Source organism: Cellulomonas dongxiuzhuiae, assembly GCF_018623035.1.
GTDB classification, from domain to species: Bacteria; Actinomycetota; Actinomycetes; order Actinomycetales; family Cellulomonadaceae; genus Cellulomonas; species Cellulomonas dongxiuzhuiae.
The window spans coordinates 1,354,495-1,373,894 of the sequence record NZ_CP076023.1 but is presented as its reverse complement, the minus strand read 5'-3'; the positions used below and the strand labels follow the sequence as shown (position 1 = coordinate 1,373,894).

At 72.4% G+C, this 19,400-nt stretch carries 14 protein-coding genes; 2 read left to right on the top strand and 12 right to left on the bottom strand.

Annotated features, from left to right (window positions below; translation table 11 throughout):
* Positions 1-266: 266 nt before the first annotated feature.
* From KKR89_RS06170 to KKR89_RS06150, 5 genes are all read right to left on the bottom strand, one after another.
* On the bottom strand, positions 267-1,784 hold the full coding sequence (locus KKR89_RS06170; protein WP_208197456.1) for a S1 family peptidase: 1,518 nt from the start codon (positions 1,782-1,784) through the stop codon (positions 267-269).
* A 109-nt stretch (positions 1,785-1,893) separates the two neighbouring features.
* Entirely contained in the window at positions 1,894-3,510 is a 1,617-nt protein-coding gene (locus KKR89_RS06165) for a S1 family peptidase (protein WP_208197455.1), read from the bottom strand.
* Positions 3,511-3,600: 90 nt separating this feature from the next.
* Positions 3,601-4,122, bottom strand: a complete 522-nt coding sequence (locus KKR89_RS06160) for a hypothetical protein (protein ID WP_208197454.1) — start codon at positions 4,120-4,122, stop codon at positions 3,601-3,603.
* A gap of 47 nt (positions 4,123-4,169) precedes the next feature.
* Positions 4,170-4,634: a hypothetical protein gene (locus tag KKR89_RS06155; RefSeq protein WP_208197453.1), complete on the bottom strand. Its 465-nt coding sequence runs from the start codon at positions 4,632-4,634 to the stop codon at positions 4,170-4,172.
* Positions 4,631-8,791 carry a polymorphic toxin-type HINT domain-containing protein gene (locus KKR89_RS06150; RefSeq protein ID WP_208197452.1) on the bottom strand — a complete coding sequence of 1,387 codons (4,161 nt, stop codon included), beginning with the start codon at positions 8,789-8,791 and terminating at the stop codon, positions 4,631-4,633. Before KKR89_RS06150 ends, KKR89_RS06155 begins: the two co-directional genes overlap by 4 nt.
* 346 nt (positions 8,792-9,137) lie before the next feature.
* On the opposite strand from KKR89_RS06150, the gene KKR89_RS06145 reads away from it, so the two are divergent.
* Entirely contained in the window at positions 9,138-10,199 is a 1,062-nt protein-coding gene (locus tag KKR89_RS06145) for an ATP-dependent DNA ligase (protein WP_208197451.1), read from the top strand.
* Between the two features lie 28 nt (positions 10,200-10,227).
* On the opposite strand, the gene KKR89_RS06140 is transcribed toward KKR89_RS06145, so the two are convergent.
* Both KKR89_RS06140 and KKR89_RS06135 read right to left on the bottom strand, forming a co-directional pair.
* Positions 10,228-10,464: a DUF6480 family protein gene (locus tag KKR89_RS06140; RefSeq protein ID WP_208197450.1), complete on the bottom strand. Its 237-nt coding sequence runs from the start codon at positions 10,462-10,464 to the stop codon at positions 10,228-10,230.
* Between the two features lie 86 nt (positions 10,465-10,550).
* The gene (locus tag KKR89_RS06135; protein WP_208197449.1) at positions 10,551-12,176 is read right to left on the bottom strand and encodes a RecQ family ATP-dependent DNA helicase; all 1,626 of its coding nucleotides are present in this window, start codon (positions 12,174-12,176) and stop codon (positions 10,551-10,553) included.
* Between the two features lie 175 nt (positions 12,177-12,351).
* Between KKR89_RS06135 and KKR89_RS06130 the strand changes: the two genes are divergently transcribed.
* The gene (locus KKR89_RS06130; protein ID WP_208197448.1) at positions 12,352-13,701 is read left to right on the top strand and encodes an NAD(P)/FAD-dependent oxidoreductase; all 1,350 of its coding nucleotides are present in this window, start codon (positions 12,352-12,354) and stop codon (positions 13,699-13,701) included.
* Positions 13,702-13,730: 29 nt separating this feature from the next.
* Here the strand turns inward: KKR89_RS06130 and KKR89_RS06125 are convergent, their stop codons facing one another.
* The 5 genes from KKR89_RS06125 to ftsE all read right to left on the bottom strand — a co-directional run bounded on the left by KKR89_RS06125 (position 13,731) and on the right by ftsE (position 19,335).
* The gene (locus KKR89_RS06125; protein ID WP_208197447.1) at positions 13,731-15,662 is read right to left on the bottom strand and encodes a DUF2207 domain-containing protein; all 1,932 of its coding nucleotides are present in this window, start codon (positions 15,660-15,662) and stop codon (positions 13,731-13,733) included.
* Positions 15,659-16,105 (bottom strand): SsrA-binding protein SmpB, encoded by a 447-nt coding sequence (smpB, locus tag KKR89_RS06120; RefSeq protein WP_243883286.1) that lies wholly within the window; start codon positions 16,103-16,105, stop codon positions 15,659-15,661. The genes KKR89_RS06125 and smpB overlap by 4 nt, the downstream gene beginning before the upstream one ends.
* Before the next feature lie 189 nt (positions 16,106-16,294).
* Positions 16,295-17,716, bottom strand: a complete 1,422-nt coding sequence (locus KKR89_RS06115) for a M23 family metallopeptidase (protein ID WP_243883232.1) — start codon at positions 17,714-17,716, stop codon at positions 16,295-16,297.
* Positions 17,717-17,718: 2 nt separating this feature from the next.
* Positions 17,719-18,633, bottom strand: coding sequence for a permease-like cell division protein FtsX (gene ftsX, locus KKR89_RS06110; protein WP_208197445.1), 915 nt, complete (start codon positions 18,631-18,633; stop codon positions 17,719-17,721).
* 12 nt (positions 18,634-18,645) lie between these two features.
* Complete coding sequence (gene ftsE / locus KKR89_RS06105) at positions 18,646-19,335, bottom strand: cell division ATP-binding protein FtsE (protein WP_191781057.1); 690 nt, start codon at positions 19,333-19,335, stop codon at positions 18,646-18,648.
* Between the last annotated feature and the right edge of the window lie 65 nt (positions 19,336-19,400).

The window sequence follows — 19,400 nt, the reverse complement described above, 5'->3', positions numbered from 1 at the left end:
CGTCGGGAGGATGCCTTCGACCGCGTGAGCGACCGGCACTCCCGCACCCGCCAGCGCCGCCACGGCGGCGACCGCTGCGACTCGCGCCGTCCATGACTTGCGCATGTGCACCGTTCTCCCTGTCCCGACCCGCTGCCTCGTCCGACACGCTCACGTGCATCTCGACCCATCACTCATGCGGGGATCTCGGCACACTCGAAGCGCGCGCCGTGCGACCCGCGCCTTCCAGCGGTCCCGACGCCTGTTCGAGACGCCGGCCGCTCGACCTACTGCAGACCAAGGACGGCCAGCGGCCCGGACGTCGCGACCAGCGAGCTGATGTTCTTCCAGCCGTTGTTCGACGCCGCCTCGTGCACCTGTCCTCCGTTGACCGTGTAGACGTACTTGACGCCACGGGACGACAACACGGCCACGGGCCCCGACGTCGAGATCCCGGTGTTCAGGCTCTTCCAGCCGTTGTTCGACGCCGCCTCGTGCACCTGGCCACCGTTGACCGTGTACACGTGCTTCACGCCGTCCATCGCCATCACCGCGACAGCCCCCGACGTCGAGATCCCGGTGTTCAGGCTCTTCCAGCCGTTGTTCGACGCCGCCTCGTACACCTGGCCACCGTTGACCGTGTACACGTACTTCACGCCGTCCATCGCCATCACCGCGACACCCCCCGACGTCGAGATCCCGGTGTTCAGGCTCTTCCAGCCGTTGTTCGACGCCGCCTCGTACACCTGGCCACCGTTGACCGTGTACACGTACTTCACGCCGTCCATCGCCATCACCGCCACGGCCCCCGACGTCGAGATCCCGGTATTCAGGCTCTTCCAGCCGTTGTTCGACGCCGCCTCGTACACCTGACCACCGTTGACCGTGTACACGTACTTCACGCCGTCCATCGCCATCACCGCCACGGCCCCCGACGTCGAGATCCCGGCATTCAGGCTCTTCCAGCCGTTGTTCGACGCCGCCTCGTGCACCTGGCCACCATTCACGGTGTAGATGTGCTTGACGAGGATGCTCGGCGACGGCGGGGGCGAGACGTGCCCGGCGATCCAGAGACGCACGTCGTCGACGCGGGTCTCGGTGGCGTCCTGCCGCGTGCTCGTGGCCCCGAGGCACCCGCCCTGGTAGGCGGTGTGGTGGATCGCGACCAGCTCCACACCCGTCGCCGTGGCGCGCAGCGCGGGTCCACCAGCGTCGCCCTTGCAGATCGTGGCGCCCTCCTGCGCGGCCTGGATGTCCAGGGTGCCGTCCCCGATCGCCCCGACGGTGTACGCCGCAGCGTGCGCGGTGTCCGGCACCACCCGGTCGGTGGTCCGCCCGAAGCCGCTGACCGTGACCTCGTCCCCGACCGCGGGCGGTGTCGAGGCCACGGTGACGGCGGGCACGCCGGTGACCGGCGAGGCCAGGTGTACCAGTACGACATCACGCTCCTCGTGCGGCACCAGCCGGTCGACCCGCACCACGTGGCCGGCCGTCCCGTTCAGGTCGACCCGCCCCACCGTCGCAGTGGTGGGCCACGCAGGAGCACCAGCACTCACCGCGTCACCCTGCGGCCCGGTGAAGCACGACGCGGCGCTGATCACCCACGACGCCCCGAGCAACGCACCGGAGCAGGACCGCTCACGCGTCTGACCGGGCGCGGTGCCAGGGTCACCCGCGATGTCGAGCTTCACCGTCGCAGCCGCGACCGTACCCTCCGGCACGGCGCCACCCACGGCGTGCGCCACTGACGCCCCGGCCAACGTCATCGCGAGCGCGGCGACCGCCGCGCCGATCCGGACCCGCATGCACCTGTCCACAGCAGCTGCCTCCGTCCTGTGGCGCCTCGCGGCACCATCACCGTCGATCTGTCACTGCGCAGCCCTCGGTCGAGCGCGCGCACTCGTCACCACGCGTTCACGCGTTCGGGATCCGCGCCAGCCACCTGGCCGGGACGTCCACGTACGCCTGGTTCTCGAGCGCCTGCCACTGCGCGAGGTCGAGTCCCCGCTTCACGCCACCCGCGACCTCGTGGATGGACCCAGTCACGGGGTCGCGCAGCAGCACCGGCCCGTCCGGCACCGTCTTGCTGATCCGGCCCAGCAGGCCGGTCGGGACCTCGGTGTACGGCGGCAGACCGAGGGCCTGCCACTCCGTCATCGTCAGCCCGTGCTTCGCGCCTCCCACGACCTGGACGATGCTGCCGTCGGCACGGTCACGCAGGATCACCGGCCGCGTCGGGACCCCGGTCGGCACGCGGTCGATCAAGGAGGCCGACGCCTCGATGTACGCGGGCGAACCGAGCGCCTGCCACTCGGCCAGGGACAGCTGGTAGCGGGAGCACCCGACGACCTGGTGGATCGCGCCCGAGGCCGGGTCCCGCAGGATCACGGGACCGGCGGGTGGCAGGTCGGCGACCCGGTTGATGAACCCGACGGGCACGTCGACGTACGCCGGGGAACCGAGCGCCTGCCACTGGCCCAGCGAGGCCAGCGCGTAGGGCATCCCGCCGGTGATCCCGTGGATCGACCCGGTCGCCATGTCCCGCAGGAACGTCCCGTCACGTGGCACGTCCGCGAGCTCGGCCGCAGCCGCCACCGAGATGTCGGCGTACGCCCGCAGGCCCATCGCCGACCACTGCGCGTACGACAGCGGGTACTTCGCCCCGCCGGCGACGACGTAGATCGTGCCGTCGGGCGTGCGGACGAGCTGACCGTTGCCGATGCCGCTCGACGACACCGCCGCGGCCTGCCCGCACACGTCCTGCGGCCGCGTGTGGCTGCTGATCCAGGCGCGGAGGTCGTCGACACGGGTCTCGGTCGCCTCCTGCCGCGTCGTCGAGGCACCGAGGCACCCGCCCTGGAACGCGGTGTGGTGGAGCGCGACCAGCTCGAGCCCGCCCCCGGACGTCGACCGCAGAGCAGGCCCACCGGCGTCGCCCTTGCAGATCGTCGCACCGGCCTCGGCACCTGCGATGTCGATCGTCGTCGTACCCGCAGCAGTGACGCGGTACGCCGTCGCGTGCGCGGAGCTCGGGACGAGCGCGGCGCTCGTCCGGCCGTAGCCCGTCACGGTCAGCTCCTCGCCGACGGAGGGAGGCGCGCTCGCGACCGCGACGGGGGCGACGTCCTTCACAGGCGTGGCCAGCCGCGCGAGCACCACGTCGCGCTCCGGGTGCGGCACGAGCAGGTCGATCGTCACGACGCGCCCGGCGGTGCCCGTGAGGTCGACACGGCCGATGGTGGCCCTGGTGGCCCACGCGGGGAAGCTCGTCTCCCGTGGTGCTCCGGAGCCGGTCCCGAAGCACGACGCCGCGGTGATCACCCACCGCTGGCTGATCAACGCTCCCGAGCACGCCCGCTCGCGGACGTGGCCGGGCGCAGCATCGGGGTCCCCGGCGATGTGGATCGCGACGGTCGCGGCCGCCGCTGCGCTGGTCGGGACAGTGCCCTGGACGGCGCCGGCGGACGGGACCACGGCCAGCGTCCACGTCACCGCCAGGGCGGGGGCGACCACCTGCATCAGGCGCCTCATGAGGGCGTCTCCTTGTCTTCGTGCTTCGCGGTGCTCTGACGGTTCACGCCCCACCGTCCACGTGACGGATCAGCGCCTGCAGGGCAGCGCTCACCAGTCGCCGAACCGCAGCTCGACGAGCACCGCCGGCGGCGCGTCAGCACCGGATCCGGCCTCGATGGACACGGCACGGTTCGCGGGCACCTCGTACACCTCGCGGACCGGGTCACCCCCCGCGCCCTCCTCGGGCACCACGGCCGTGGCCTGCACGGCGACAGCGGCGGCACGCACCAGGAACGTGTTGGGCACCTCCATCGTCAGGAACCCGCGCGCACCGGACGTCTTGAAGCAGTACACCGCCCGGTACGGCTCGTCGGGCAGCGACGCCGTCACACGGATCAGGCCGGCGGAGCACGTCTCGTCTTCCGCGGGTACGAACTCCACGTGCCCGTCACCGGTGTACAGCCGCAGACCGTGCTCGGCGAGGATCTCGTCCGCTCCTGGGAACGCGAAGTCCTCCACCAGCGAGGACTGCACCTCAGCGTCGGCGACGGCCGGGCCTCCGCTCAGCACCGCCACCGCCGCTCCGGCGACCAGGAGGGAAATACCTGTCCAACCAAGCGCTCGCTTCATAACGGAACACCCTCCATCATTCATTCGACAGAACAAGAGTCATTGGATCACTTCAAGCGGGGTGCTGAAGTGTAGAACGTCACCTCGGGGCCGTAATCGGCGTCGCACTCGGTCTCGACGACGAATCTGCGGTCTGGGAATCGTGCCTGAAGCGCAGATCGCCAGAACTGCGCGATCGGCCCAACAAGGCGCTTTGCCTCATCCTCGTCGAAGGCGTTCGTCGGAAGAATTTCCCAGACGTGCAGATGGTTGACGATGCGCTCGACTCCCGCTACGTCGCCGGCAAGACGAAGGAACCACTCGTCCACCACCGCAGCATCGAAGGCGAACCCGAGAAAGACTGCCCCACGGTGCTCGACGAGCGGCGGGTCCAACAACTTCATCACCGCAGCAAGCAACCCTGGCGACCCTTTGTAGGAAACGAACGTCCTCGGGTCGTCATGTTCTCTGTCGTCAAGGAATTCATCGAGCTCCTTGAAGTCCGTCAGAACTATCTCGGAATGCGCGGTCACAGTTCGCACCACCCTTGCGGAAGATCGTCGGGACCGGCGGGCTTCGCGATTCCGGTCGGCTTCGGGAACACCTTTCCGTCAGGGCGCTCGTCGTGCCTGTACTCCTGAACGTGCGGCGTAGGGACACCCCTGTGCGTGCCGCCCGTGAGGTCGACCCGATAGAGGATCGTCCCGTTTTCGTCGTAGACGGCGTAGTTCGTTATGCTGCCGTTCCTCGCGCGGAAGAGAATTCCCCCGGGCGGGCCGGCCGCACTCCTGGCGCCTCCCGCCGGGAAGTCGCCGGCCGGCCACTCGGTGGCGTCCGACAGATCGATGCCGTCCGAGTTGTGCACCAGCACGGCGAACAGACCGACGTGGTAGGTGTGAAGACCCTCGACAGCCAGATTGAAGGCTGTGCCGACGCGACGAGAGCCGAAGTCGACCGAACGCGTGACGACACTTTCCCGACCGTCGGCGCCGAGAAGCAACTCGCCCTCGTGAAGATCAGACGTGTCCTCCCACTTCTGGTCCGTGACCGACCAGAACGGGTGATCCTCGGTGGTGACCACGACTTCACCGTCGACTTCAAGGTCATAAAGATCGTCCTGATGCACCCACACGTGGGTGACCCTTCGCCCACCGCGCACACCAGAAACAGGATCGCTCGCGAGCACCTCGTCGCCCACGCGAATCTCGCTGATCCGCCGGTGACTACCGTCGGCCAGTCGCACCTTGGTCTCAGCACCGAAACTCCTGGCAGTGCGGCAGGCACGGCCCGTCGGAATCTCATCCACGTTCGCACGACGTCCGGCGGTCAGCCCATCGAGGATGGTGTCGACATATTCACGCAATCGATCCGTGAGACGTGCAACCTTGGCCGAGCCGGCCAGCACGCCGACACCAGGCGCCATCGCAAGGAGGGAAAGCCCGGCTCCGGCCCAATCGCCCCTCGCTGCGGAAACGGCGCCATCCAGTGCGTCGCAAACCTCGCCGACCGCGGGGATGAGACCGCACAGCCCCAGTGCCAGCTGGGCAACGTCCCACATGAGATCGGCGTTGCCTCCGACAAAGCGCTTGAACTCGCTGAGCATCGAGCAGCCCAACGAATCCCGACTCAGCGGCGTGGCGCACTTGGCGGGATTCAGCATCACCTCACCGAACGCCTTGAAGCCGTTGATGCAGACGTCCGGCGAGCCGAGCGCCGTGTCGACTGATGTCAGACAGTTCCAGTACCTGTGGGTGTCGACGGCGGCGCTCGCGCCGTCACTGCCCGTACCGGGTGCCGAGCTGCGGCTCGCTTGCTGCCACTCCTCCAGCCGGCTCGAGTAGGTCACGACTGCCTGCTGTGCTGCTGCCTCGGCGGCCACCGCGTCCATGCCCGCCGCCTTGGCCGATGCGCGCGCGTCCTGCTTGGCCCACTGCGCCTCGGCGGCATCGCCGCTTGCCCGCTGCGCGGCGGCAGCGGCCGTCGTGGCCGATCCCGCGGCGTCGCGCGCCGCAGCGTGCGCCGTGTCGGCCGCCACCAGGGCGGCCTGCGCCGACGCGGCGGCCTGATCGGCGGAGCTCTTGGCCGCAGCCGCGGACCGGGCAGCCTCGTCGGCGTAGCCGGCGGCTCTGGACGCCGCAGCGGCGGCCTGGTTCGCGGCGGCCGCGGCCTCCGCGGCCGCACCCTGGGCCTCCGCCGCCACGCGCCGGGCACGGGCGGCGTCGGCCAGCGCGGTCTGGGCGTACTGCTGCGCCTGAGCGATCAGGCCCTTCACCGCCTGGACGTGCGCCGCCTGCTCCACGTCTCGCTGAGCGGCCTGGTATTGCCCGACGGCGAGGAAGTAGGACTTGTAGGACGCCGGCCCCTCCAGCGCCACCTGCCCGGCGGCCTTGACCTCCGCCCCGCCGGCCTGCATCACCCGGGCGATCTCGACCTCTTGGTCGGCCGTGCGGGCTACGTACTGCCCGGTGCGCAGGAACTCGTGAGCGTCGTGCGCCGTGCCGTCCAGTGCGCGCTGCGTCGCCTCGTACAGCGCCGGTCCGGGGTTCGACTCCAGGATCCGCGCCAACGCCACCTGGTCGTCCAACGCCTTGCGGGGGTAGGCGCGGGTCCGCAGGAACGTGGCCACCGCGGCGTCGTCCCCGTCGAGCGCCGTACGCGCGGCCGTCCGTTCCTGCCCGTCTGGCAGGGTGTCGACCAGGTGCCAGAGCCGTGCCCGGTTGTCCTGGCCGGCGGCAAGCGCCCGTCCGGTCTCCAGCCAGGACCTCAGGACCGTCTCGTCACCGGCCAGCGCCTCCACGGCGGCGGCCTTCGTCCACTCGCCGCCCGTGCTCATCAGGGCCAGCGCCGCGCGGCGCCCCTTGTCCACCACGACCCGGTCCGAGGCCCCGTCGGCACCGGCCGCGTCCAGCAGCTCGCGCGTCGCAGGCGGGACCCGGTCCTCCTCCTCCGTGTCCCAGCGCAGCTCCCGGTCCCATCCGGCGGCCTCCCCGCCCGCACCGGTCGACGCCTTCTCCGCGGCCAAGGCCTCCTGTGCGGCGGCGATACCCTGGTCGGTCGCCTCCTCCAGCCGTGCCGAGTCCGCTCGCCGCGCGAGCTGCTCGACCTTCGCCGCCTGCTCGGCTGCCGCCACTGCCAGCTCCGAGGCCTTGGTCGCCTCGGCCGCGTGCGCCGCGGACTCGGCAGCGGCTGCACCAGCGATGCCCGCCTGTGCCGCGGCTTCGTCAGCGGCAGCCGCCGCGGCCGTCGCGTACCGGGCAGCCTGGGACGCGAACGAGAACGCCTCGTCGCTGGCAGCCGCGGCGTCCTCGGCGAACTTCAGGCTGCGGGCCGCCGCGGAGGCGGCGACCGCCGCCTGGTTCTTGGCGGACGCAGCCGCGGCCCGCGTCCGCTTCGCCTGCGCGGCCGAGACCCCGGCCTGACGCGACGCGGTGTCCGCCGCCGTCGCCGCGGCATCGGCGTTCACGCTGGCGCCGGCCGCCGCACCCGCCGCCGTTCGCGCCTGCGCCAAGGCGGCGTCACGCTGCCGACGCACCTCGTCGAGCACCGCCGCCTGCGCAGCGGCGTCCCGCGCCGCCTGTGCCGCGGCGCGCGCCTCGGCAGCCTTCCCTGCATCGGCACGTGCCGCCGCGGCGGCGGACTGCGCTGCCGCGGCAGCGCGAGCCGTCAAGGAGGCCGCGGCGGTGGCCCGACGCGCCCCGTCGGCGGCCGTCTGCGCGGCACGCAACGCGGCACTCGACGCGGCCGACGCCTCCGCTGCCGCACCTTCTGCCGCCGCCGCGGCATCCGCCGCGCGTCCCGCCGCCGCGGAGGCGCCCTGCGCCGCACCACCGGCCGCCTCGGTCTGGGCCAGTGCCTCCTGCGCCGCTTCCTTGGCGCGCTGGGCTGCCGCGACCGCGCGCGCCGAGGCCGACGTCGCGTCCGCCGCATGCGTCGCGGTCGCCTCGCCGGCAACCTTCGCCTGCTCCGTCAGTCCCGCGACCGTGGCCATCTCCGCGTCGCGCGCCCGCGCGACGTGCTGGCCGTGCGTCAGGAACTCGTGCAGCTCCTCCGGGGACCCGTCCAGGGCGGCCTGCGCGGCGAGGCCCAGGGCACTCGGCGACGAGGACGCAGGAGCACTGTTGTTCGCCCCTCCGTCGAGCATCCGCGTGGCGGCCATCTCCTCGTCGACGAACCGGGCCTGTGCCAGGCCGGAGGACAGGAAGTGGGACCACTCCTCGACGTCCCCCTCCAACGCCTTCTCGGCAACCTCTCGCGTCTTGGCGCCGGCGCTGTCCATGGCCCGCACCACGCGCAGCTCCTCGTCGGCTGCCCAAGCGGTGCGGAACCCCCCGTCGACGAAGGTCCGCAACGCCTCCGGTGGACCCGCCAGCGCCTTGGTCGCCGCCGATCGCAACGCCGGTCCGTCCGTGCTGCCCAGCACCTGTGCCGCCGCCCGGTAGTCCGCGGCGAGCGCCTCGTCGAAGCCCGACTCCACGAACTCCTGCAGGTCGGCGTCGGATCCGAGCAGCGCAGCCTCTGCGGCGCGCCGTACCGACGGCGTCCCCGAGGACACCAGGGACACGACCCATGAGCGGTCGGCGAGGGGGTCGACTCCGTCGGTCGTGGCCGCCGCAGCGGGCCCGCCCAGCGTGAGACCGAGGACTACCGCCACCACGGCGGCGATGACCGACCGCATGCGAGCGCGCGCCACATGAACCCCCTCGGACCGCCCGCAGCCCTGCCACGGCGGTCGCTCTCGTCACCCCTGACACGGTCTGCCGCGCACGCGTCGGCATCGCGGCGGGCACGAGTGAGCAGTGGGGCTCAGATCTCGGTCACAGCGCGGTGCGCGACGACGCAGCACACCGTTCGGCGGACCCGGGAAGGGCGATCCGCACCACGCTGCACTCGCGGGGCAAACCTCTCGATCCGGGACAGTAGCGGGTCTATGACCACGAAAGTGAGAATTACCTCGAAAGAGTTACCGCGCGATCGCACGACGCCCGTCGGGCGCCCGAACCGGTGCGCCTGTCGGTGGTCTGCTCCACGATGGCCCCATGGACCTGCCCGTGATGCCCCCCGTCGCGCCGATGCTCGCGAAGTCGGTCAAGGAGATCCCCGACACCGGCCACGTGGAGCCCAAGTGGGACGGGTTCCGCACGATCGTGTTCCGCGACGGCGACGACGTCGAGCTCGGCAGCCGCAACGAGAAGCCGATGACGCGCTACTTCCCCGAGCTCGTCGAGTCGCTGAAGGCGAACCTGCCGGAGCGGTGCGTGCTCGACGGCGAGATCGTCGTCGTCTCGGACGACCGGCTGGACTTCGACGCGCTGCAGCAGCGCATCCACCCGGCGGCCAGCCGCGTGAAGCTCCTGGCGGAGCAGACACCCGCGTCGTTCGTCGCGTTCGACCTGCTCGCGCTCGGCGACGAGGACCTCACGCACCGCCCGTTCTCGGAGCGCCGGGCGCTGCTCGTCGAGGCCCTCGCCGACGCCCGGCCACCGGTGCACGTCACGCGCGCGACGTCCGACATGACCGAGGCACAGCGCTGGTTCACGCAGTTCGAGGGCGCCGGCCTCGACGGGGTCGTCGCCAAGCCGCTGACCGCCCCGTACCAGCCGGACAAGCGCGCGATGTTCAAGATCAAGCACGAGCGCACGGCCGACTGCGTCGTGGCGGGCTTCCGGTGGCACAAGTCCGGCGACGTGGTCGGCTCGCTGCTGCTGGGGCTGTGGAACGACGAGGGTCACCTGCAGCACGTCGGGGTGAGCGCGTCGTTCACGATGGTGCGGCGGCGCACGCTGCTCGACGAGCTCGCGCCCTACCGCGACGTCGACCTGGCCGACCACCCGTGGGGCGCCTGGGCGGACCAGGAGGCCCACGCCGACCGCCGCATGCCGGGCGCGGTCAGCCGGTGGAACGCCACCAAGGACCTGTCGTTCGTCCCGCTGCGCCCCGAGCTCGTCGTCGAGGTGGCCTACGACCACATGGAGGGCGACCGCTTCCGGCACACCGCGCAGTTCCGCCGGTGGCGCACGGACCGCGACCCGCGGTCCTGCACGTACCAGCAGCTCGAGGAGCCCGTGGGGTACGACCTGGCCGACGTGCTGGGCGGCTGACCTGCCTCAGACCGTCACGACGGGCCGGTCAGTCCGCCAGACCGATCGCGTACCCGACGAAGAACAGCGCCGCGAACACGACCACGACGCCGATGATCACGTAGGCCATCCAGTTGGCCCCGCGTGAGCCGGTGTCCGGCTGCTGGTGCATCGCCTCCGACGTCGACGACTCGCCGGGGGGCGTGTCACCGGGCGACACGCCGCCGCCCGGCTCCAGACCGGGGGTGGTCGCCGGGTCCGGGTCGGGACTGGTCGGTTCGCTCATGCAGGGGGCCTCCTGTCGCTTCGTGCGTTCCACCGTGCTCGCAGCGCCGCGTCCCGGCAACCGCTGGCGCGTCGGCGCGTGCCTCGTCACCGCGCTTGAAGCGTCAGAAGCTGGGAGTCCATGGCGATCTGCGTGTCGAGCGTCACATAGCCGCGGTCCTCGAACAGCACGGTCACCCGCTCCGCCTCGACGACGCTCACCGTCCCGGCGCCGAACTCCTGGTGGCGCACCGGCTGGCCGGGTCGCACGCGCTGCGCCGCGACGGCGAGCGACGTGCCCGCGTCGCAGCTGTCGCACCGGCCGCACGGCTCGCGCCGCTCCTCGCCGAGCAGCTCGAGCAGCAGGCGGCGACGGCAGTCCGTGGTGTCGGTGTAGGTGCGCACGAGGTCGACGCGCGAGGCCTCCAGCCGTGTCCTGCGCTCGCGCGCCTCGTGCACGTCCGCGAGCACCTGCCGGCCGTCGGCACCGTCGGCCAGCCGCAGCGTGCCCCCGTCGTCGCGGACCGCGCCCACGTGCTGCAGCGTGCCCAGCGCCCGGGCGACCGTCCGGCGCCCCAGCCCGGTGGCCGTGGCGAGCGCCGCCTGGTCACCCGGCGTCGTCGCGAGCGCGTGCAGCAGCCGCAGGAGCGTCGCGGGCCGCGGGCCGCCGCCGGACCGCTGGTAGCGCGCCAGGGCGTGGTCCTCGGACCTCACGACGACGACCGCGCGTGCGGGCTCCTCGTCGCGGCCCGCGCGGCCCACCTCCTGGTAGTACTGGTCGAGCGTGGTGGGCGGGCCCGCGTGCACGACCAGGCGCACGTCGGGCCGGTCGATGCCCATGCCGAACGCCGAGGTGGCGACCACCAGGTCGTCGCGGCCGGACAGGAAGCGGTCCTGCGTCGCCGCCCGCTCGGCCGCCGGCAGGCCCGCGTGGTAGACGGACGCGGGCCGCACCTCCGCGAGCCGGGCGGCCAGCTCCTCGCAGTGCGTCCGGGTCCGCGCGTAGACGATCACGGGCCCCGGCTCGTCGGCGACGAGCTCGCGCACCACGGCGTCCCGCTCGTCCTGCGTGGCGGCGGGGCGGGCGCCGAGCCAGATGTTGGGCCGGTCCGCGTCGTGCACGAGGACGCGCGGGTCGCACATCCCCAGGCGCGCGACGATCTCGTCGCGCACGTGCGTCGACGCCGTCGCCGTCAGCGCGAGCAAGCGGGGCGAGCCCAGCCGCCGGACGGCGGACCCGACGAGCAGGTAGTCGGGACGGAAGTCGTGACCCCACTCGGCCACGCAGTGCGCCTCGTCGACGACGACCAGACCGACGTCGGCACCTGTCAACGCCTCCAGGACGACGCTCCGCTGAAGCTGCTCAGGACCGAGCAGGAGCACGTCGAGCCCGCCCGACGACGCCGCCTCGAGCGCCTCGCGCTGCTCGCGCGCGGTCCGGACGGAGCTCACGGACGCGACCCGAAGCCCCGCCTCGGCCAACGCACGCTCCTGGTCACGCTGCAACGCGATCAGCGGCGACACGACGACGGTCAGACGCGCGGCGACCAGCGTCGCGATCGCGTACACCGCCGTCTTGCCGGCGCCCGTGCGGGCGACGAGCACCGTGTCATGGGCGTCCAGCCCTGCCAGCGCGTCGCGCTGCGCCTGGCGCAGCGCCGTGCCCTCGCCGAGCACGCGGTGCACCGCCTCGTCGAGCCTCGTCCCCGTCGTGCTGTCCGTCGTCGTCGCCACGCCACCGTCCTCACCGTCGATCCCCGGGTGGAGGTCTACCGCCTGCGCGGCCCGGGCGCGCGCCGAACCGTGCGATGACCGCCGACGCGCGCTCGGCGCCCGACGCCCGTAGCGTCGGACGCGACGAGGACGCCACGACGCTGCCGGTGGCCGACCGGTGGTACGGGAGGCACTGATGGCACCGACGCGGCGCCCGCACGACGTCGTCGTCGTGGGCTCGGGGTTCGGTGGGCTGTTCACGACCCGGGCGCTCGCGCGCGTGCCCGGCGTGCGGGTCACGGTGATCAGCGGGGTCAACCACCACCTGTTCCAGCCGCTGCTCTACCAGGTGGTCACGGGCATCCTCTCCTCCGGGGAGGTCGCGCCCGCGACGCGCGACGTGCTGCGCCGACAGCGCAACGCGCGCGTGGTCCTCGGTCTCGTCGAGGACGTCGACCTCGAGGCGCACGAGGTCGTGCACCGGTCGCCCCTCGGCGTGACCCGCACGCGGTACGACTCGCTCGTGGTCGCCGCGGGGGCCGGACAGTCGTACTTCGGGAACGACCACTTCTCCGAGTACGCGCCCGGCCTCAAGAGCCTCGACGACGCGATGGAGGGGCGGGCGCGGATCTTCGGCGCGTTCGAGCTGGCCGAGCTGACGGGCGACGAGGAGGTCGTCGAGCGGCTCCTGACGTTCGTCGTGGTCGGCGCCGGCCCGACGGGCGTCGAGATGGCCGGGCAGGTCGCCGAGCTCGCGCACCGCGTGCTGCCGGGCCAGTTCCGGCACGTCGACCCGTCGCGGGCGCGGATCCTGCTCGTCGACCCGGTGCCGCACGTGCTGCCCGGGTACCCGGAGCAGCTGTCCGCCGCGGCGACGCGCGAGCTCGAGCACGTCGGGGTCGAGGTCTGGACCGGCTGGAAGGTCGTCGACGTGGACGAGCGCTCGGTCACGGTCGAGGACCAGGACGGGAACCGGCGCGTGGTGCCGTCGGTGTGCAAGGTGTGGGCCGCGGGCGTGGCCGGTGCGCCGGTGGGCCGTGTCCTCGCGGAGCGCGCGGGGGTCGAGCCGACCCGGTCCGGCCAGGTGCCCGTGGAGCAGGACTGCACGCTGCCGGGGCACCCCGAGGTGTTCGTCGTCGGTGACCTCATGCGTCACGGCAAGCTGCCGGGCGTCGCGCAGGTCGCGATCCAGAGCGGGCAGCACGCCGCGGACCAGATCCGCCGTCGCGTGCAGGGTGAGCCCACCGGGCAGGAGTTCGTCTACCGCGACAAGGGCAGCATGGCCACGGTCTCGCGGTTCTTCGCCGTCGCGCAGATCGGGTCCGTGCGGACCTCGGGGCTCGTGGCCTGGGCGCTGTGGCTGGGCGTCCACCTGGTGTACCTGGTGGGCTTCAAGAACCGGCTGACGACGCTGCTGCACTGGGCGGTGTCGTTCGTCGGGCGCGGTCGCTCCGAGCGGGCGTCGACGTGGCAACAGGTCGTCGCACGCACCACGCTGCGTCGCACCGGTCAGGCGGCGCTCGGCTCGCGCGCCGACGACACCTGAGCGAGCCTCGCCCGACGGTGGTTCCGGTCCTACCAGCCGCCCCCGCCGCCACCGCCGACGCCACCACCGGAGAACCCGCCCCCACCGAGCCCCGACCCGCCCGAGGTGCCGGGCGTCGGGGCGGAGATGGCCGCCGTCGTGATCGACTCGAACCGGTCGAGGGCGCCGACGAACCCGGCGCCCCAGAATCCGACGGTGCCGGGCGAGTACGCCCCGACGTACCAGGTCGGAGCCGCCACCGGCACCCCCTGCGCCGCGAGCTCGGCGAACACCCGGGACCACCGGTCCGCCAGACCGAAGACGATGGCGTACGGGAGGTACCGGCTGAAGACGTCCTGCCCCTCCTCGAACCGGATCTGGTCGGCCTCCGCGGTGGCGAGGTAGCGACGGAACCCCAGCGCCTGCGCGAGGACGGCGGTGCCAGCGGGCGTGCGCGCGGGCGCCGCCCCGCTGAGCACGAGCACGAGGACGCCGACGAGCAGCAGCGCGATCCCGACCAGGGCCAGCCCGGGCACGACCTGCACCGCCATGGCCACCGCGGCGCCGATGCCGCCCGCGAGCAGGAGCAGCACACCGACGACGATCCAGGCGGTACGCACGCTCTTGGGGTTCGCACGGAACCACCCGACATCCGTCACGTGGTCGTACAGCATGCCCTGGACCTTGGCGAGCGACGAGGCAAAGGTCTGCCGCAGGTCGGACAGCCTCACCTCGTCACCCTTCTCGAAGAGGTCGCCGAGCAACCCCGCCTCGAACGGCAGCAGGCCCTCGGTACCCGCGCGCAGCCGCACGAGCGTCCAGTCCTTGGGCTTCTTGCGCGGGTCCTCGCGCGGCACCTCCTCGATGCGGAGCCAGCCGCGGACCGCCAGGTCGATGATCGTGGCCGTCACGTCGACCGCGTCGGCCTTCTCGTCGACGAGCGTGCCGATCTCCCCCGGGCGCGCACCCTCGGGCGGCTGGAACTGCACGGCGACGGGTGCGCGGCGGTCCCGCGGACCGCTGGCCGTCCCCTGGCCGTCCGCCGGTCGCAGCCCCGGCGTCAGGCCCAGGTACGCCTGGTCCCGGCCCGTCCGCCGTACACGGCGGACCGCGAGCCCGCCGCCGAGCAGGAGGACCGCGGCGGCGACCCCGCCGCCCACGGTCGTGGGACGCAGCGGCAGCACCGGGTCGGGCTTGTCACGCAGGATCGGCTGCACGCCGGGGAACGTCCCCCCGGGCCAGCCCGTGACCGTCGTGAGCTGGTCCCCCACCGGCACGACGGACTGTGTGAAGGTCGCGGAGTCCCCCGCGGTCGTCGCGTCGTCGCAGGGCGTCGTCGACCCCTGCGGCCCGGTGAAGCACGCGACGCCCTCCACCGCGGCCGGCCCGGTGACGGTGACGGACAGGTCCGAGAGCGGGACCTCCCAACCGGGACCGATGACGTTCCAGTACAGCTCGTCGCCCGAGTGCTGGGCGTTGGCCGGGTTGATCCACCCGTCGACCGTCATCTCGACGCGGTACGTCTGCACGCCGGACACGTCGTCGACGTCCTCGTCGCCGATCCGCAGGATCACCGCCGAGGTCTCGTCCTCGCGGTGCAGCTGTGCCGGCGCACCCGTGGGGCTGGTGACGCGCACGTCGCTGAACTCGAAGAACCGGTCGGTCTCGTCGTCGTAGGACACGCGGGTCGGGAACGTCAGGTACGGGCCGTGGCCGGGATCGTCGCCGAAGTCGAAGTCGAAGTCGATCACCACGTCCACGGTGCCGTCGGCGGCCGCGTCGGCCGTCACGTCGTAGCGCGTGATCTCGCGTCCCGTGCTCAGGTCGGCGCGGCCGGACGAGGCCAGCGCGACCGGTGGCGCCAGGAGGATCGCCCCGAGCGCGAGCAGCAGCACGAGGCCCAGGACCGCGAGGCGACGCACTGCACGGGCGACAGCGGGCTCGCCCGGTGCACCGGGGAGCGACGACCGCACGACGGTCACCGGTCGCGTCGCTCGCGGATCGCCCGCTGCGACTCGAGGTTGTCCTGCCGCTCGCGCAGCGCCTGGCGCTTGTCCCACTCCTTCTTGCCGACGGCCAGCGCGATCTCGACCTTCGCGCGCCCGTCGAGGAAGTACAGCGCGAGCGGCACGATCGTGTGGCCCTTCTCGCGCGTGCGGGCCTCGAGCCGCTCGATCTCCTCACGGTGCAGGAGCATCTTGCGCTTGCGGCGCGGCGCGTGGTTGGTCCAGGTGCCCTGCGAGTACTCCGGGATGTGGACGCCGTGCAGCCACGCCTCCCCGTTCTCGATCTCGCCCCAGCCGTCGACGAGGGACGCGCGTCCGGCGCGCAGCGCCTTCACCTCGGTCCCCGTCAGGACGAGCCCGGCCTCGAGCACGTCCTGGATGAGGTAGTCGTGCCGGGCCTTGCGGTTGGCGGCGACCATCGTGCGGCCGTCGGCCTTCGCCTTCGCCACGACACGGCCCTCCGTTCCTGGTGCTGGTCCGGCGCACGCTGGCAACCGAACGAGGATCGCCCGGGACGGGCGGGGCGCGACGGACGTCGCACCGATGACGAGCCTACCGGCGACGTGCGCGCGGTCCCCCGGTCATTCGCCGACCGCGGACGCGGGGGCTCAGAGCCCGAGGTAGGAACGCGGGTTCACCGTGCCGCCGTTGACGTACACCTCGAAGTGCAGGTGGCACGCGGCCGACGTCCCGGTGTTGCCGGCGTAGCCGAGCAGCTGACCGGCGCGGACCTGCGCGCCACCGCCCACGGCGAACGACGACATGTGGTTGTAGCTCGACATCAGCGAGGAGCCGTTGACCCACCCGTGGTCGACCATCACCTGCCCGCCGTAGCCGCTGCGGTGGCGGGCCCACTGCACCGTGCCGTCGCGGCCCGCGTACACCGGCTCGCCGCAGCGGTCGCGCAGGTCGATCCCGGCGTGCAAGCGGTAGTAGCCGAGCACCGGGTGCAGCCGGTTGCCGTACTCGGACGTCACGACGATCGGGTTGTGCGCCGTCGGGTTGGCGAACATCGCGCCCGGCCGTACGCCGCCGGGCTGGGCGCTGCCCCCGCCGCCGCCACCGCCGCCACCACCGCCGCCACCGCCACCGGCCTGCGCGGCGGCACGACGCGCCGCCTCCTCCTTCTCCCGCTGGACGCGCTGCTGCTCGATGATCGCGGACAGCTCGTTGGCGACCTGCGCGCGCTCGGCGTCGTTCGCGGCGACCTGCGCCTGCGCCTCCGACTTGCGCGACTCGATGTCGGCCTTGCGCTGCTGCTGCTCCGCGACGAGCCGCTCCACCTCCGCCTTGGCGGACTCGGCCTCGGCCTGCGCCTGCCGGGCCTCCTCGAGCTTGGCGTCGGCGGCGACCTTCAGCTCGTCGACCTTGGCGCGCACGGCGGTCTGCCGGGCCTGGGCGTTCTTGTTCTTCGCGGCCAGCGCCGTCAGCTCGTCGAGCACCTGCGTCTGCGTGCGCAGCGCGGTCGACACCAGGCCGTACTTCTCGACGAAGTCCTGCGAGCTCTCGGCGTCGAGCATGACGCTCATGCCGGAGACGTCCCGCCCACCCTTGTACGCCTCGCGCGCCATCTGCCCGATGGCCGTGCGGATCTCCTGCTCGCGGGCGTCGTCGACGGCGATCTGCTCGGTGATCGCGGCCTCCTCGTCCCGCGCGGCCTGGAGCCTCGCCGCCAGGATCTCGGCCTCGCGCTGCGCGGCCTGCGCCGCCGCGACGGCCTCGTCGAGCCGCGCCTGCGCGACCGGCAGCTGGGCCTCGACCTCGGCGAGCCTGGACAGCGCGGCGGCCAGCTCCCCGCTGAGCTCCTCGATCGCCTCCGCGAGGTCGGCGGCGCGCTGGTCGGCCGCCGCGGCGCGCTTCTCGCTCGCCGCGCGGCGGTTCGACAGGTCGTCGGCCACCGCGGGGCCCGCACCCACGAGCAGCGCGGGCAGCGCGACCGCGAGGGCGGACAGCAGCGCGACGAGCGCCCGCAGCGGGTGCCGCGGGTGCCGCGGGGCGACGGTGGGCGACGTGCGGTCGGTTCGACGCATGGTCATACCTTCGTGTATCGGCTCAGGGTGACCAGGGATGAGATCGCCGCGAGGACGAGTGCCACGAGGACCAGCAGCGGTGCGACCGCCAGGACGTCGGACGTGCTCACGTACGGGATCCAGGTGACGGACTGGCCCAGCCAGTCGGTGACGAGGTACTCGACACCCAGCCACAGCCCGCCGATCGCCAGTGCGGCGCCCAGCGTCGCGGCGATGACGCCCTCGAGCATGAACGGGAGCTGGATGAACAGCGTCGAGGCGCCGACGAGCCGCATGATGCCCGTCTCGCGCTTGCGGCTCAGCGCGGAGAGCCGGATGGTCGTGGTGATGAGCAGCACGGCCGCGAGCAGCATGATCGCCGCCAGCCCACCCGCTGCCCACGTCGCGCGGTCGAGCACCAGGAACAGGTTGTCGAACAGCCTTCGCTGGTCCTCGACGGACTCCACCCCCGGACGTCCCGAGACCACGTCGGCGACCACCTGGTACTGCTCCGGGTCGCTCAGCTTGATGCGCAGGGACGCGTTCATGTCGTCCGCAGTGGCGGCCGACGCCCAGAACTGGTCGCCGAACTGCCGCTGGAACGCCTCGAAGGCCTGCTCCTTGGACTCCGGGTAGATCTCCTGGACGAAGGCGTCGACCTGCGGCGCCTCGAGGGCCGCGAGGATGTCGTCGCGCTGCTCCTGGGTGACCTCACCGGCCGCGCAGGTCGGGGCGGCGGAGTTCGCCGGGCACAGGAAGACCGAGACCTCGACCTTGTCGTACCAGTCGTCCTTCATCTTGTCGATCTGCGCCTGCAGCAGTGCCGCGGCGCCGAGGAACGTCAGGCACACGAACGTCACGAGGACGACCGAGATCGTCATCGACAGGTTCCGGCGCAGGCCGATGCCGATCTCGGAGAGGATGAACTGGGCGCGCATCTGCCGGCCCCCTCAGCGGTCCGAGCCGTAGACGCCGCGCGACTGGTCGCGCACCATCTCGCCCGTGCTCAGCTCGATGACGCGCTTGCGCATCTGGTCGACGATCTCGTCGTCGTGGGTGGCCATGACCACGGTGGTGCCGGTGCGGTTGATGCGGTCGAGCAGGCGCATGATCCCCAGGGACGTCGTCGGGTCGAGGTTGCCGGTGGGCTCGTCGGCCAGCAGGATCGAGGGCCGGTTGACGAAGGCGCGGGCGATGGCGACGCGCTGCTGCTCGCCTCCCGACAGCTCGTGCGGCCGCCGCTTCTCCTTGCCGGCCAGGCCGACCATGTCGAGCACGTCCGGCACGGTCGTCAGGATGTGGTGCCGCGGCTTGCCGATGACCTGCAGGGCGAACGCGACGTTCTCGAAGACGGACTTGGTGGGCAGCAGGCGGAAGTCCTGGAACACGGCGCCGATCTGCCGGCGCAGGTGCGGGACCTTCCAGCTCGACAGCGTGCCGAGCTCCTTGCCGGCGACGAACACCTTGCCCGCCGACGCCCGCTCCTCGCGCATCACGAGCCGCAGGAAGGTCGACTTGCCGGACCCGGAGGCCCCGACGAGGAACACGAACTCACCGCGTTCGACGTCGAGCGACACCCGGTCCAGCGCGGGCCGTGCACCACGCGCGTAGACCTTCGTCACGTTCTCGAACCGGATCACAGCCGACCTCGCCTCGTCCTGCCCCCGGGCGTACCCGTGGCCGCCCGCAGGCCGCGGGCCTCATC